Origin of the sequence: Marinobacter segnicrescens, assembly GCF_900111555.1 — a bacterium.
GTDB classification, from domain to species: domain Bacteria; phylum Pseudomonadota; class Gammaproteobacteria; order Pseudomonadales; family Oleiphilaceae; genus Marinobacter; species Marinobacter segnicrescens.
On record NZ_FOHZ01000001.1, the window covers coordinates 47,237 to 62,176 of the forward strand.

Consider the following 14,940-nt stretch of genomic DNA (forward strand, 5'->3'; position numbering starts at 1 on the left):
CCATGGACGGAACGACTGGTGGACCACTGATTGAAACCGCCCGGTTAGCCTGGCGGGACGGACAGCCCGTGTCCGAACAGTTCGGCGACGTCTATTTCAGCCGCGAAAACGGCCTGGAGGAGACCCGCTACGTTTTCCTGCACCACAATCATCTCCCAGAGCGATTCCGTGAACTGAGCGACAAAGATACCTTTGTCATTGCAGAAACCGGATTTGGCACCGGCCTCAACTTTCTTGCGGCCTGGCAGGCATTCCGCCAGTACGCGCCGGCAAGCGCCCGGTTGCACTTTGTTTCGGTAGAACGATACCCCCTTGGCTCGGCAGACCTGGAACGGGCCCTGGCACTCTGGCCCGAGCTTGCGCCCCTTGCCCGGGAGCTGGCCCATAACTACCCGCAGCCGTTATCCGGCTGCCACCGGCTGGTAATGGACCAGGCACGGGTGCGTCTGACCCTTTATTTCGGTGACGCCGTGGAAGCCTTTGACTCGCTGGAGTTCAGCGCCGACGCCTGGTTCCTTGACGGGTTTGCCCCCGCCTGCAACCCCGGCCTGTGGCAGGACCGGCTGATCCGCCAGGTGCGCGAACACAGCCACCGGGGAACCACACTGGCAACCTTCACCGCCGTAGGCAGGGTCCGGCGAGCACTGTCTGACGTCGGTTTCCGGATGGAACGCGTGGCCGGGTTCGGCCCAAAACGGGATATGCTACGGGGTGTCCTGGAACAGGGTTCGCACCGCAGTGCCGAACCAACCGGGCAGATACTGGTGGTGGGAGCCGGCATCGCCGGTGCCATGGTTGCGCGCAACCTGGCCGTGCGCGGCTACCAGGTGACGGTAGCTGACCAGGGTGAAAGCCCCGGTGCCGGGGCCTCCGGAAACCCCCAGGGCGCCCTTTACGCAAAGCTCGGAGTACAGCTGAACGACCAGGTCCGGCTGGCACTGGCCGCCCTGCTCCACGCCCAGCGCTTCTACCCTGCGGAAACCCCCGAGCAATGGCACCCGACCGGCCTGCTGATGATGGGCTACTCCGAGCACGAGCGGGAGCGCCAGCAAAAATTCCTTCGAGCCAATACCTACCCACGGACCGTGCTGTACCCGGTTGACGACCAAAAAGCCAGCGACCTGACCGGCATAGCCTGTCCTCAGGGCGGGCTGTGGTTTCCCCGCTCCGGCTGGCTGGAGCCGGCCAGGGTATGCCAGTCACTGCTCGAGCACCCCAACATCCGCACCGAGTTCCAGTTCCGCGCAACCCGGCTGCTTCCGTGCAACAACCGCTGGTGCCTGTCCGGTGAAGGCCGCCAGGACCTGGTGGCGGATACCGTTATACTCGCCGCCGGACACCTTACCCGCCAGCTCATGCCGGTCACCGGCGAGTTCCGGATAAAGGCCATTCGTGGGCAGATCACCGGGATTCCTTCGGACAGGCTTACCGCAGCCCCCAGGGCCGTGGTCACCGGCGCCCGATACCTTAACCCGCCTGCTGACGGACAGTTGGTTACCGGCGCCACCTTCGATCTGAGGGACAATGATCCCCTGGTCCGAACCAACAGCCACCAGGAAAACCTTGAAGGCCTGGACTCGATGCTACCGGGCCTGCTGGCCCCGCGCATTAAGCCGACAGACGATATCACTGGCCGGGTTTCCTTCCGCTGCACCACCCACGATTACCAACCCATTGTCGGACCGCTTGTTAACGGCGAGGGTAACACCCTGGGTGGCGCGTGGCTCTTCACCGGCCTTGGCAGCAAGGGGCTGATGTGGACGCCACTGATGGCTGAATACCTGGCCGACCTTATTACCGGTGAGCCGCTGGCCCTTCCCCACTCCCTGACCCGTCGTGTCCACCCGGCACGGTGCCTTGCTGCAGCCAGAACAAGTGAGTCCCCGGCCTGATATGGGCTCCAGTTCTGGCACGGGTAGCCGATAAACAGGTATAACTATCTAACGGACGCCTGCCAATACCAGCAATTTCCAATGGGCGCCCAACCGTTTTTCGTTGTCCCTGAGCCCCGGAGCAGCCATGTCGATACACGTAAGTGAACCCGGACGCCCGACCGGAACCCGGCTACCGGAAATATTCCGGAACCGCCGCGTAGGCAGCCTCGACGAGATGGCAGAATCCCACGCTTTACGAGAAAGCAGTGAAGAAATTTCTGACGGCGAGTACCAGCAGGCGCGGGAGGTAACCGCTCGTCGTGCAGTTGCCCGGTACAGCCAGGCAGAGGACGCACGGCCAGAGCCAGAACGGGTCTACCTGCCGGTCAGCCGCGTCTGCAGTCCATGGATTCACACCCTCGCGGCCGAATCTTCCCTGGCGGAGGGCCTGGCGGTGATGGATGAACATGGTGTTCATCACCTGGTTATTACCTCGGGCGGGGTTGTCGGAGGCCTGGTGGATATGCGCTGGATCCTGAACTGGCTCCATGAAAACCAGGACCAGGATGCCTCACGGAGCTTCCTGAACATCGAGTTGCCAGCCTTTCTGACCGCATCCCCGGAAACGGATGCCCACCAACTGGCCCGGCTGATGCTGGCCCACCAGCTTGATGCGGCATTGGTGGTGGAGGCAGACGGTACTCCGTCCGGCATTATCACGAGTACGGACTATCTGAGGCTTTATGCGAGTCTTAGTCGCCAGGAAGGCGAAGTCTAGGAAACTCGGCCAAACAAGGCTCTCTTAAGCGAGATGCAACCAGGTTCCGGCACGGGGGATGAGAGCTTTTTCCAGGACCGTCGAGCGCCAGGGACGGCGCTCGTCGAGCCCTACAGGGATGTACTCGCGGGCGTGTCCTGGAAAAAGCTATCGCCTTCCGGGCCCTACTCCGTTGTCACAGTCCTGTAAGACCCAGACTCACTGCCTGGCACGCGAGGCGGGAACCTTTTCCGGGACACGCCGTGAATCCTTCCATGGAGGCTCTTCAAAAACGTCCCTGTTTTTGAAGGTCCCGGAAAAGGTCCCCACCCCACGTGCTTCTACCTTCAGAGGTGCCCGCTAGTAGAGCCGCGTCACAGCACTTAATACTAACTTCCTGCTTTACTTAGAAAAGAGTTAAACTCTTCTTCGTTCATAACCCGAATACCCAGCGATTCAGCCTTCGCCAACTTAGACCCCGCAGCCTCTCCGGCCACCACACAGCTGGTCTTTTTCGAAACGCTACCGGCCACCTTCGCCCCAAGTCGCTCCAGCTTGTCCCTGGCTTCGTCCCGGGTCATGTCGGACAGGGTGCCCGTCAATACCCAGGTTTCTCCCTTCAGAGGCATCTGCTCAGGCTCGGGGACGTCCACCGACTGCCAGCGAACGCCCTGCTTCGACAACGCATCGATGGTCTCCTGGTTATGGGACTGCCGGAAGAAGCTGTAGATATGGCCCGCCACTATGGGCCCCACATCTGGAACCTCCTGCAGTTCCTCTTCCGACGCTTCAGTGATCTTCTCAAGGGTCCCGAAGTGCATCGCCAGCGCCTTGGCCGTGGCCTCACCTACTTCCCGGATACCCAGGGCATAGAGAAAGCGCCAGAGCTCAGGCTCACGGGAGTCGTTGATGGCCTTCAGCAGGTTGTCCGCTGACTTGTCCCCCATCCGGTCGAGCCGCACCAGGTCGGCCTTACGCAATTGGTACAGGTCCGCCACAGTGCGGACCATCTCCCGCTCCACCAGCATATCAATCCACTTTTCACCCAGCCCCTCGATGTCCATGGCCTTGCGGGAAGCATAGTGGCGAATGGCCTCCTTGCGCTGGGCCGGACAATAAAGCCCACCGCTGCAACGGGCCACCGCCTCGCCTTCAATCTGGATAACATCAGAGCCACACACCGGGCAATGCGCCGGCAACTTCACCTCGGGAGCCTGTTCCGGTCGCTTGTCCCTGACCACCTTGACCACCTGTGGGATGACGTCTCCCGCCCTGCGCACGAATACCGTGTCACCGATGCGGACATCCAGCCGCCGTATCTCGTCCATGTTGTGCAGTGTGGCGTTGCTGACGGTCACCCCGCCGACGAACACCGGTTTCAGGCGCGCAACCGGGGTGACCGCGCCGGTTCGACCAACCTGCCACTCTACCGCCTCAAGCACCGTCAGTTCTTCCTGGGCCGGAAACTTGTGGGCGATGGCCCAGCGGGGGGCGCGAGAGACAAAGCCAAGTTGCTGCTGCAGGTCGATCTGATTGACCTTGAACACGATGCCATCAATTTCATAGGGCAGGCTGTCCCGCTTTTCCAACAGATCCTGATAGGCCTTCAGGCATTCTTCCGGGCCGGTAGCCAGGCTCATTTCCGGGTTGATACGGAAGCCCCATTCGTGAACCATCTGCAAGGCCTCGTAATGGCTATCGGGCAGTATGCCCTCGTCCGGAACCGCAACGCTGTAGGCACACATTTCCAGCGGCCGCCTGGCGGTTATACGGGGATTCTTCTGCCTAAGGCTGCCGGCGGCGGCGTTGCGTGGGTTAACGAAGGTTTTTTCACCCTGGTCGGCCAGTCTCCGGTTCAGGGCTTCAAAGCCGGCGCTGGGCATGTACACCTCACCGCGAATTTCTACCACCTCCGGCAGATCCTTACCTCGTAGCCGTAAAGGTACGGACTCGATGGTACGGATATTGGCAGTGATGTCCTCGCCGGAATAGCCGTCGCCACGAGTTGCTGCCTGGGTTAGCACACCCTTTTCGTAATGCAGACTGACCGCAAGGCCGTCGAGTTTGGGCTCACAAACGTATTCCACCGATTCATCACGCCCCAGTCGGTCCCGTACCCGTCGGTCAAAATCCCGCAGTTCATCGTCAGAAAAGGCGTTATCCAGCGAAAGCATGGGCAGGCGATGGACCACCTCGGCAAAGGTGTTGTCACCGCTGGCACCCACACGCTGGGTGGGGGAATCCGGTGTCACGAGCTCGGGATGTGCGGATTCCAGGGTTTGCAGTTCCCGCATCAGACGATCGTATTCCGCATCAGGAATGGCGGGCTCGTCCAGCACGTAGTAACGATAATTGTGGTCGTCAATGACCTGGCGAAGTTCCTGGATGCGACGTTCAGGGGATGAGTTCTGGCTCATGGTCTCTGGTTCCGGGACTCAAGGCGCCGATGTTCCGCCCCGGGCGCGAACGGGCAGAAAACCGGACCTGCAGTCAGCGTTTGAAGCGGCGCTTGCGCTCGTATTCACGGATGCGCTGGCGGCAGTGCTCAATGGTCTGGGCCGTCATCACACTGCGGCGTTCATCCTTGAGCTCACCCCCGAGGTTGCGTACCACCGTCTGGGCGGTTTCCAGCATAAAGTCGAACGCCTGCATGGAATTGGTGGGCCCGGGAAGGCTCATAAAAAAGCTGATCCCTGGCGTCGACATTTTTTCCATCTCACCGGGAACAAAGGTGCCAGGCTCGACCGCGCTGGCTACGCTGAACTGGACCGGACTGGTGGTTTCCTCTGTCTCGTGGCGGTGGTAGATATCCAGGTCACCATGTTCCAGGCCACAGGCCTCAAACAGTTTCTTCAGGGCTGCACCGGAAAAATCCCCCTGCTCTGAGGAGGCCAGTACATTAATGACAACCACTTCTTCGGCCGGAGGGCGATTGGCACCGGCTTTGGGCTGATCGGCTGCGGGCGGCTCGGCACGGTCTCCCCTGCTTGCCGTGTCTTCCTCTACTTCTGTGACAGTCGGAGGCTCAGGCTTCTTGCGGAAGAAGGGCTTTTTCTTTTCCGGCCGGCGTGGTGCACGGACGGTTCGGGCCTCCCCGGGCAACTCTTCGTGATGCTGACCCGGGAGGTCGCTGGTATGGAATTCGGGGTCGGGCTCCCGGAAGGGCTCCGGTTCCGGCTCGGGCTCCGGGTCGGCAGTGAACGAGGGAATGTCCGGCTCGGACTCGGTGTCATGGGCCTTTTGCCCCGCTGCAGGACGCAGGTCGTGGTCGCTCGGTTCATCCCCTGCTTCCGCAGATGGTTCATCGGCGGCCGGGGCGGAGGTAAAGTATCCCCTCTCCTCAAGGGTGTTACGGGACACCGGGCGAGCGCCGCCGTTGGGGAGCTCAGGATTGAAGTCGTCATCCAGGGGAGTGCCCTCAATATCGTCGGCACCCATCCCCTTCGAAATAGTGATGGCGTCCTTGCGGGCACGCCGCATCCGGCGCAGGCCATCAACAACGATGGCGATGATAATCAGGGCACCAATGGCAATCAACCATTCCCGAAGCGACATAACAACCTGATCCTGTCTGTGGTCCTTAAAGCGGTAACTCTATGAAAAGACCGGCGTGAATACAACGCAATGGACGACCAGGTGGCGGATTTTTCATGTCGCGCGACAAATCAGACCCGTGATTACGCTTCCGCAAGGGCGGCGGCTTCATCCACATCCACCGACACCAGTCGCGAGCAACCCGGCTCATGCATGGTGACGCCCATCAACTGGTCGGCCATTTCCATGGCTATCTTGTTATGGGTAATGTAGATGAACTGAACCTGAGATGACATCTCTTTCACCATATTGGCGTAACGGCCCACGTTGGCATCGTCCAGTGGCGCATCCACTTCGTCCAGCATACAAAACGGCGCAGGATTCAGCTGGAAAATGGAGAATACCAGGGCAATGGCGGTGAGCGCCTTTTCGCCCCCGGACAACAGGTGAATGGTGCTGTTCTTCTTGCCTGGTGGGCGAGCCATGATGGCAACCCCGGTTTCCAGCAGGTCCTCACCAGTAAGCTCAAGATAGGCGGTACCACCACCGAATACTTTCGGGAACAGCGCCTGCAGACCACCGTTGACCTTGTCGAAGGTTTCCTTGAAGCGCTGGCGTGTCTCCCGGTCGATTCGGCGAATCGCACTGTCCAGGGTTTCCAGGGCTTCCATCAGGTCTTCGTGCTGGCTGTCCAGGTAGGTCTTTCGTTCGCTCTGGACCTGGTATTCCTCGATCGCAGCCAGGTTGATGGCACCAAGTCGCTGGATCCGGTTGCCGATCCGTTCCAGCTCCTCTGACCACGCCTGCTCGGTCGCTTCCTCTGGCAACTGCCCGAGGATATCGGCAAGTTTCACCTCCAGCTCTTCAAGCTGCTCCAGATGGTTGGTGGAACGGATCTCCAGGGCCTGGGATTCCATCCGAAGCTTCTCCAGCTGACCACGGATTTCCTGGGCACGGTGCTCAGCCTGGCTGCGGAACTGCTCCTTCTCCCTGACCTGGCGATCGATGTCTTCCAGGGCATCCCGCGCCATCGAGAGCTTTTCCTCCTCTGCCAGGCGCCGATCCAGCAATCCCTCAAGCTGCATTTCCAGGTCTTCGATAGGCGCTTCGGCGCCTTCCCGGTTTTCGCGGAGGATTTCGAGCCGTTCCTCCAGCCGCTGGTCCTGCAGCCGGGTGCGATCAAGGGTCTGGCGCAGGCCATCCTGCTGGCTGGTCAGGGACTGAATCTGCAGTTGCAGCTGGTGAGCATGGTCGCGATCGCTGCGGGCCTGGTGGCGCAGATGGTCGAGACGTCCACGCAGCTCGTCCCGCTGACCCAGGAGGCGCTCTCGTTCATCTTCCGCACCCTCGTTCTCCGCCAGGGACTGGTCCCACTGCATGCGCGCCTCTTCCAGCTCTTCCTGCTTCATGGCCAGCTGCTCGCGCAGGTCACCGGTATCTTCCTCAATCCGCTGCAGGCGCTCATTGATCTGATCAGCCCGGGCTTTCAGGCCGCTGACTCGGGAAGTCAGGGACGACAGCTCTCCCTGGACATCACTGGCGGCCTGTTGTGCCTGATCCCGCCGGAGCTCTGCTTCCGAGGTCCGCTCCTGCAACTCTGCAAGCCTCTCCCGACCTTCTGCCAGTCGTGTTTCGGCGTCATCCAGGGCTGCCGCAAGCTCTTCCACCTTTTGTTGGCGTTCGATAACCCCGGTGCGGGAGCGATCTGACGCCGGCATTCTCAGCCAGCCCCGGCCCAGCCAGATGCCATCCGGAGTGATGACGGAATGCTGCTCCGCGAGGCTGTCCTGCATCGCCAGGGCCTCAGCGAGGCTCCCGGCGGTACGAATTTGTCCCAGCCAGTGGGTCAGCCCACCGGCATTGCTTACCCTGGCGGCGAGGCTGCCTGCCACAGGGCTGGCCGATTCAGAGCCAGCCTGTACCAGCGCAAGGCCCTTCGGGGCCTCTGCCAGCTCGCGGGTCAGGGCCTCCAGGCTGTTAACCTGCACCGCCTGCAGCAGGTTCCCCAGCACTTCCTCTACGGCGAATTCCCACCCGGGCTCCGTCTGCAGCTGGCGCGCTATACGAGGTGCCTGGTGGAGGTCTGATTGGCCGAGCCATTGCTGCAGGGCTTCGTCATCCGCCCCCAGCTGCTCATCGAGCATGGCCTGCTGAGACTCCAGCGAAGCCCTGAGGGACTGGTCCCGCTGGCTCAATTCATTGACCTGTTGCTCATGTTCGCGAAGGTCGCCCCGGATATCCTGGAGCCGGTCACCGGCGTCTTCGATCGCTTCTACGGCCTCCTCCCGGCGCAGGTTCAGCTCCTCTTGCCTTGCCAGTAATTCGTCGAGCTCGTCCCGGTCCAGCTGCCCGTCCAGCAAATCCCGTTCATCCTGGAGGCGTCGTTGACGGGCAATCAGGCTTTCGATCTCCTGCTCCAGGTTACGGATGCGGTTCTGAGCCAGCTCAGCTTCCCGCTTGGTGTCGGAGGAACGTGCGCTGAAAGCCTCCCACTGGTGCTGCCAGTCACCCATAGCCTCTTCGGCAGCCTGTAGCTGCAAGGCAGACTCTTCAGCCTGGGCAGCAAGGCTTTCCTGTTCGGGTTCGATGGCCGCCAGCTCGTCGTTGATGGCCTCCAGCTTGTCTTCGTCCTGGGCCAGTTCCCGGGAGATCTCCGAGCGGCTGGCCAGGGCCTGGTCAAGCTCGGTGGCCACCTGGCGACTGCGTTCCCGCTGGTGCTCCAGGCTCTGCTCTACCCGGGCAATGTCCGCGCCCGCCTCGTAATAACGGGCCTGGTTACGGTTGAAGTCATCGGTACGCTGCTGGTGGTCATCCCGCAAGCGCTCAAGCGCTGTTTCAAGGTTGACCCGATCGGTCAGGTGTTTTTCCAGCTCCAGCTCGGTCTCCCGCAACTGCTCCCGCCGCTGGGCAAGTTCCTGGTCCAGCCCCTGCCATTTCAACGCCGCCAGCTCCGCCCGGTACTGCCGTTCGCTGGCCTTGAGTTCCTTGTAACGTTCGGCAGACTGCGCCTGGCGTTGCAGGTGCTGTAGCTGGCGGCCGAGTTCGTCCCGCAGGTCAGTCAGCCGCTCCAGGTTTTCCTGGGTCCGACGAATGCGATTCTCCGTCTCCCGTCGCCGCTCCTTGTACCTGGATATCCCGGCGGCTTCTTCGATATAGACCCGCAACTCTTCCGGCTTGGCTTCGATCAGGCGGGAGATCATGCCCTGCTCGATAATGGCGTAGCTGCGAGGGCCCAGACCGGTACCCAGGAAAAGATCGGTAATATCCCGCCGGCGGCACTTGGCGCCATTCATGAAGTAATCAGACTGCCCTTCCCGGGAGACACGGCGACGCACCGAGATTTCATTGAAGCGGGCAAACTCCCCGGGGGCCGAGCCGTCAGAGTTGTCAAAGATCAGCTCGATGGACGCCTGGCCCACTGGCTTGCGGGCGCTGGAGCCATTGAAGATAACGTCCGTCATGGACTCACCACGCAGGTACTTGGCGGAACTCTCCCCCATAACCCAGCGAACGGCGTCGATGATATTGGACTTACCACAACCATTGGGTCCAACCACCGCCGTCATATTGGAGGGAAAGGGAACGGTGGTGGGGTCAACAAAGGATTTGAAACCCGCGAGTTTGATGGACTTCAGGCGCATGTTGTTCCGTATCTACCTCTGGCCCTTATGGCGTGGTCACAAGCGCCGAAGTGTACCATACCGTCGCCGGATGCCCAGTTCGATTCCCTCCCATTTCCAGCGACTTCGGTTAGCCGGGAACATCCATGACGGAAAATTGCCGCCTCCAGCTACACACCTCGATCCTGACCTCAATCATTGCTCTCATATTATTGATAAATATGACTTTGTAACGAATGGCATGATGCCTGCTTCTTAACGGGAAATCTTCCCGAAAGGCATTACCCATGGCAGGAAACAACCGCACCCCCCTTGAAGCCTCATCGGCCCGGCCCGCCCGCCTTGTTGCCCTGCGCCAGGCCCGGGAAGCCTGGACCCAGGCTGACGATCCGGTGGCACGCCTCTATCGCAGGGTGAGCATGACACTCTCGCTGGAAACCCTGCTGGGCATCTTCGCTGAGGAGCTCGGCCAGGTGTTACCGTTTGGCCAACTGGTCTACCGGCACCGCCTGGGGCACCAGGATTTTGTCTACACGTCGGGCATGGGAGGCCCTCATCGTTGTGACTACCAGCTGAACCTGGAGGGCAATCATTATGGCGCTCTGTCCCTGACCCGCCGGACCCGTTTCACTGAGGATGAACTGGAGGCCATTGAATTCCTGCTAGGCATACTGATCTGCCCCCTGCGCAATGCCTGTCAGTATGCGTTGGTGGAACAGGCTGCGCTGACGGATTCGTTAACGGAGATTCCCAACAAGCGCGCCCTGGACATGGCCCTGGCCAGGGACTGCAGTATCGGTGACCGCCACGGGGATGCCTTTACCCTGATTCTCTGTGACCTGGATTATTTCAAGGACGTTAATGATACCTTCGGTCACGTGATCGGTGACCATATCCTGAAGGCCACGGCAAAGGCGTTAAGGGAAGCCACCCGGGATGGCGACAGTATTTTCCGATTCGGTGGCGAGGAGTTTGCCGTCCTGTTGCCCCACGCGGACTCAACGGACGGAGAACAGGTGGCTGACCGGATTCGGGCAGCCATTCACGACATCCGCATTCCCTGTGGTGACAGGCAGGCCCGTGTTACCGCCAGCGCCGGCGTCGCCACCCGTCGCAAGGAAGAAACCCCGGTCCAGTGGCTCGCACGGGCAGACGATGCGCTATACCGGGCCAAGGATGCAGGCCGCAACCGCACCCATATTGCCCATGTGATTGCCTGAAGACCGGCAAAAGCCGGTTCTCTCAGGTTTTCCTGCGTGGCGCAGGGGTACGACTGCTACCCGGCGCCGGCTTGCTGTCGTCTACCTGCCATTTCCTGCCACCGGCAGGCTTCTTGTTACCGCGTGAAGGCGCCTTGCGTCGCCGGCGATCATGCTCTGCCTGCTCCCCGGGGGTCTTTACCGGAACGTCTACCGGCGTCATACCCACGGCACGGCTTAGCGTATCAACCGCTTTCTGGTCGAGTTCTTCCCATCGGCCAACACTCAGCCTGCTGGGCAGGAAGATCGGTCCGTATCGCACCCGCTTGAGCCTGCTGACCCTCACGCCCTGGGATTCCCAGAGCCGACGAACTTCCCTGTTCCGTCCTTCCAGCAGGGTGACATGGAACCACTGGTTATGGCCCTTGCCGCCGGCCGGCGAGATGTCTGAGAAAGACGCCTGGCCATCTTCCAGCAGCACGCCCTCAAGCAGTCGCTGGATCATGTCATCATCCACCTCGCCGAAGATCCGCACAGCGTATTCCCGGTCAATCTCGCTGGAAGGATGCATCAGTCGATTGGCCAGGTCGCCGTCCGTCGTGAACAGCATCAACCCCGTGGTATTGATATCCAGTCGACCTACCGCCACCCAGCGCTGGTCTTTCAGCCGTGGCAGGCTGTCGAAAACCGTGGGCCGCCCTTCCGGATCGTTACGGGTGGTGACTTCACCCTCCGGCTTGTTGTAGATCAGCACCCGGCGCACAACCGCTTCAGCGGACCGGCTTTCCACCGGCTTCCCGTCCACCGCGATACGGTCGGTGGGCAGTGCCCGGTCGCCTGGCGCGGCTACATTACCGTTAACGGTGACCCGACCAGCCTGAATCCAGGCATCCACTTCGCGCCGTGAACCTACCCCGGCACGGGACAGGAGCTTCTGCAGGCGCTCTGGTTCTCCGGATACCGGACGGGCGCCCTGCTGGGACTGCTTGGGGGGGCGTTGCGACGCCATGATGAATCCTTGTTGACTTAATGAAGTGTGGTATTGCTTTGCGATGAATCACCGGGCGGTTTCTGCGCCGGTGACTCATCCGGGTTTGTCGGCGGCTCGTCGCTGCCGGGTTGTTCACCTTTTCCTGATTCAGGTGTATCAAACTGGATCTCGGCCTGTATTTCCTGCTCTATCTCGCGACCTATCTCCTCGAGGTCCCGTATTTCCGCCAGCGGCGGCAGTTCGTCCAGGCTGGTCAGGTTGAAATAGTCCAGGAACTGGCGGGTGGTGGCATACATGGCTGGACGGCCAGGTACGTCCTTATGCCCGACTACGCGAACCCATTCTCGTTCCTGCAATGTACGAATGATATTGCTGCTTACCGTAACACCCCGGATATCCTCGATTTCGCCCCGGGTAATGGGCTGCCGGTAGGCGATCAGCGCGAGGGTTTCCAGCAAGGCCCGGGAATAGCGCTGAGGTTTCTCATCGAACAGGCGCCCCACCCAGGGGGCAAACTCCTGCCGTACCTGGAAGCGGTAGCCACTGGCCACTTTTTTGAGCTCAAACCCCCGATCAATGCAGGATTCTTCCAGCAGCATCAGGACATGCTCCATCACCTGCCGGGCGGGTCGTTCATGTTCTTCGAACAGATCCCGCAACTGGTCAATGTTCAAGGGACGACCTGCAGCAAGCAGTGCGGCCTCGACAATGTTCTGTACGCGTTTGAGGTTTTCCTCGTTCATGCGCTTTTAACCTCAGTTGCTGGTCCGGGCCCGTACATGGATGGCGCCCAGGGTTTCGGCCTGCACAATCTCTATCAGCTCTTCCTTGACCAACTCGAGCATCGCAAGAAAGGTCACCACAACACCGAGACGCCCTTCTTCCCGGGTGAACAGGGCTTCGAAGGGCATGAACCGGTCCGCCGGCAACATCGCCAGTATTGACGACATCCGCTCACGGGTCGACAGGCGCTCCTTCTCCACGTGGTGGCTGGTAAACAGGTCTGCCCGCTGCAGCACACCCTGCAAAGCCAGCAACACTTCCCTCAGGTCCACCGGCGGGTGCGCGTCTCCCCTTGGCAGATCTGGTAAAGCAGCCGAGTTCGGAAAAGTGTCCCGCTCCATCCGTGGCAGTGTATCCACGTCCTCGGCAGCCTTCTTGAAGCGCTCGTATTGTTGCAGGCGACGGATCAGTTCCGCCCGCGGATCGTCTTCTTCGTCCTCTTCCACTTCCTGCCTTGGCAACAGCATGCGCGACTTGATCTCGGCCAGGGTCGCAGCCATTACCAGGTACTCCGCAGCCAGCTCGAAGCGCATGGCTTCAGCCGCGCTGATATATTCCATGTACTGGCGGGTGATCTCACTGACGTCGATATCCAGAATGTTCATATTCTGGCGCCGGATCAGGTAAAGCAGCAGGTCCAGTGGGCCCTCGAACGCTTCGAGGAATACAGCCAGCGCATCAGGGGGAATGTACAGGTCCTGGGGAAGGTCAGATACCGGCCTGCCCTCCACCCGGGCAACAGGGGGCCGAGCCTCGTCCCTGACAGGCTCTGCCGACGTTTGTTCCGGCAAGTCTTCAGCGCCAGTTTCCGGTGCGGTCACACTTTACCCCCCGGTGTCTTCAACGGTAGACCACGCCCATGGCTTCACGAACTTCTTCCAGGGTGTCGCGCGCTGCATCCCGTGCCTGGTCCGCCCCTTCCTGGATAATGGCATGGATCAGGTCCGGACTGGATTCGTATTCCCTGGCCCGCTCATGGAGCGGTCGCTGTTCCTCGACGATGGCGTCGATAACGGGCTTCTTGCAATCCAGGCAGCCAATGCCTGCACTGCGGCAGCCAGTCTGGACCCACTCCCGGGTAGCCTCATCGGAATAGACCTTGTGGAATTCCCACACCGGACACTTTTCCGGCTCTCCGGGATCGGTACGGCGAACCCGCTGCGGATCAGTCGGCATGGTGCGAACTTTCTGTTCCACCGTGTCCGGTGACTCCCGCAGGCCAATAAAATTGCCGTAGGACTTGGACATTTTCTGGCCATCAAGCCCTGGCATTTTTGAAGCGTCCGTGAGCAGGGCCTGGGGTTCGGGCAGAAGCACCTTGCCCCCACCCTCGATGTAGCCGTAAAGCCGCTCCCGATCGCCAAGGGATATGTTCTGTTGTTCGCCCAGCAGGGCACGCGCAGTTTCGAGCGCTTCCATATCGCCCTCTTCCTGGTACCGGCGCTTGAGAGAGCGGTAAAGCCGGGCGTTTTTTTTCCCCATCTTGACGATGGCGGCTTCCGCCTGCTCCTCGAAGCCTGGCTCGCGGCCATACAGATGGTTGAACCGACGGGCGATTTCCCGGGTAATTTCCACGTGGGAGACCTGGTCCGCCCCTACGGGTACCTTGCCGGCCCGGTAGAGCAGAATATCCGCACTCTGTAGCAACGGATACCCCAGAAATCCGTAGGTTGCGAGATCTTTCTCACGTAGTTTGTCCTGCTGATCCTTGTAGGTCGGTGCTCGTTCAAGCCAGCCCAGGGGCGTGATCATGGAAAGCAGCAAGTGTAGCTCGGCGTGTTCCGGTACCTGGGACTGCACGAACAGGGTAGCCGACCCCGGATTTACCCCGGCTGCGAGCCAGTCGATCAGCATCTCCCAGACATTCTCGCGGATCTGCGAGGGATCATCATAACTGGTGGTCAGGGCGTGCCAGTCGGCCACAAAGAAAAAGCACTCGAATTCATGCTGCAGCTTCACCCAGTTCTTCAATACTCCGTGGTAATGCCCCAGATGCAGGCGCCCCGTGGGCCGCATTCCGGACAAGACCCGTTGCTGGGAATCAACAGAACCCAAAGCATGAACTCCTTATGGTCATAATTGACCGGTCATGATAAATCAGACCGTTGCCGGATGACAGAAGTTGCCGTCCTGAAAACGCAAAACCCCCGCACCGGTCACACCGGGCGGGGGTTCTGGGCAT

At 60.6% G+C, this 14,940-nt stretch carries 10 protein-coding genes; 3 read left to right on the top strand and 7 right to left on the bottom strand.

Annotated elements, in window-relative coordinates; genetic code table 11:
- Positions 1 to 2: 2 nt before the first annotated feature.
- Both mnmC and BM036_RS00265 read left to right on the top strand, forming a co-directional pair.
- Positions 3 to 1,892: a bifunctional tRNA (5-methylaminomethyl-2-thiouridine)(34)-methyltransferase MnmC2/FAD-dependent 5-carboxymethylaminomethyl-2-thiouridine(34) oxidoreductase MnmC1 gene (mnmC, locus tag BM036_RS00260; protein WP_091848232.1), complete on the top strand. Its 1,890-nt coding sequence runs from the start codon at positions 3 to 5 to the stop codon at positions 1,890 to 1,892.
- Between the two features lie 127 nt (positions 1,893 to 2,019).
- Entirely contained in the window at positions 2,020 to 2,652 is a 633-nt protein-coding gene (locus BM036_RS00265) for a CBS domain-containing protein (protein ID WP_091848233.1), read from the top strand.
- Positions 2,653 to 3,020: 368 nt separating this feature from the next.
- On the opposite strand, the gene ligA is transcribed toward BM036_RS00265, so the two are convergent.
- The 3 genes from ligA to smc all read right to left on the bottom strand — a co-directional run bounded on the left by ligA (position 3,021) and on the right by smc (position 9,806).
- Positions 3,021 to 5,048, bottom strand: a complete 2,028-nt coding sequence (gene ligA, locus BM036_RS00270; protein ID WP_091848234.1) for an NAD-dependent DNA ligase LigA — start codon at positions 5,046 to 5,048, stop codon at positions 3,021 to 3,023.
- A 73-nt stretch (positions 5,049 to 5,121) separates the two neighbouring features.
- Positions 5,122 to 6,186 carry a cell division protein ZipA gene (gene zipA / locus BM036_RS00275; protein WP_091848235.1) on the bottom strand — a complete coding sequence of 355 codons (1,065 nt, stop codon included), beginning with the start codon at positions 6,184 to 6,186 and terminating at the stop codon, positions 5,122 to 5,124.
- A 122-nt stretch (positions 6,187 to 6,308) separates the two neighbouring features.
- Positions 6,309 to 9,806: a chromosome segregation protein SMC gene (gene smc / locus BM036_RS00280; RefSeq protein ID WP_091848236.1), complete on the bottom strand. Its 3,498-nt coding sequence runs from the start codon at positions 9,804 to 9,806 to the stop codon at positions 6,309 to 6,311.
- A 266-nt stretch (positions 9,807 to 10,072) separates the two neighbouring features.
- Here smc and BM036_RS00285 point away from each other — a divergent pair, with 266 nt between their 5' ends.
- Positions 10,073 to 11,005 carry a GGDEF domain-containing protein gene (locus BM036_RS00285; RefSeq protein WP_091848237.1) on the top strand — a complete coding sequence of 311 codons (933 nt, stop codon included), beginning with the start codon at positions 10,073 to 10,075 and terminating at the stop codon, positions 11,003 to 11,005.
- Between the two features lie 22 nt (positions 11,006 to 11,027).
- Here BM036_RS00285 and rluB read toward each other — a convergent pair whose 3' ends face one another.
- Genes rluB through BM036_RS00305 form a run of 4 tightly spaced genes read right to left on the bottom strand, consistent with a single transcriptional unit; the run spans position 11,028 to position 14,813 of the window.
- The gene (gene rluB / locus BM036_RS00290; protein ID WP_091848238.1) at positions 11,028 to 11,993 is read right to left on the bottom strand and encodes a 23S rRNA pseudouridine(2605) synthase RluB; all 966 of its coding nucleotides are present in this window, start codon (positions 11,991 to 11,993) and stop codon (positions 11,028 to 11,030) included.
- Positions 11,994 to 12,010: 17 nt separating this feature from the next.
- A complete protein-coding gene (scpB, locus tag BM036_RS00295; protein ID WP_091848239.1) occupies positions 12,011 to 12,718 on the bottom strand; it encodes an SMC-Scp complex subunit ScpB in 708 nt (235 codons plus the stop codon).
- 12 nt (positions 12,719 to 12,730) lie between these two features.
- Complete coding sequence (locus BM036_RS00300) at positions 12,731 to 13,549, bottom strand: segregation and condensation protein A (protein ID WP_091848661.1); 819 nt, start codon at positions 13,547 to 13,549, stop codon at positions 12,731 to 12,733.
- A 49-nt stretch (positions 13,550 to 13,598) separates the two neighbouring features.
- Positions 13,599 to 14,813: a tryptophan--tRNA ligase gene (locus tag BM036_RS00305; protein ID WP_091848240.1), complete on the bottom strand. Its 1,215-nt coding sequence runs from the start codon at positions 14,811 to 14,813 to the stop codon at positions 13,599 to 13,601.
- Positions 14,814 to 14,940: the final 127 nt, after the last annotated feature.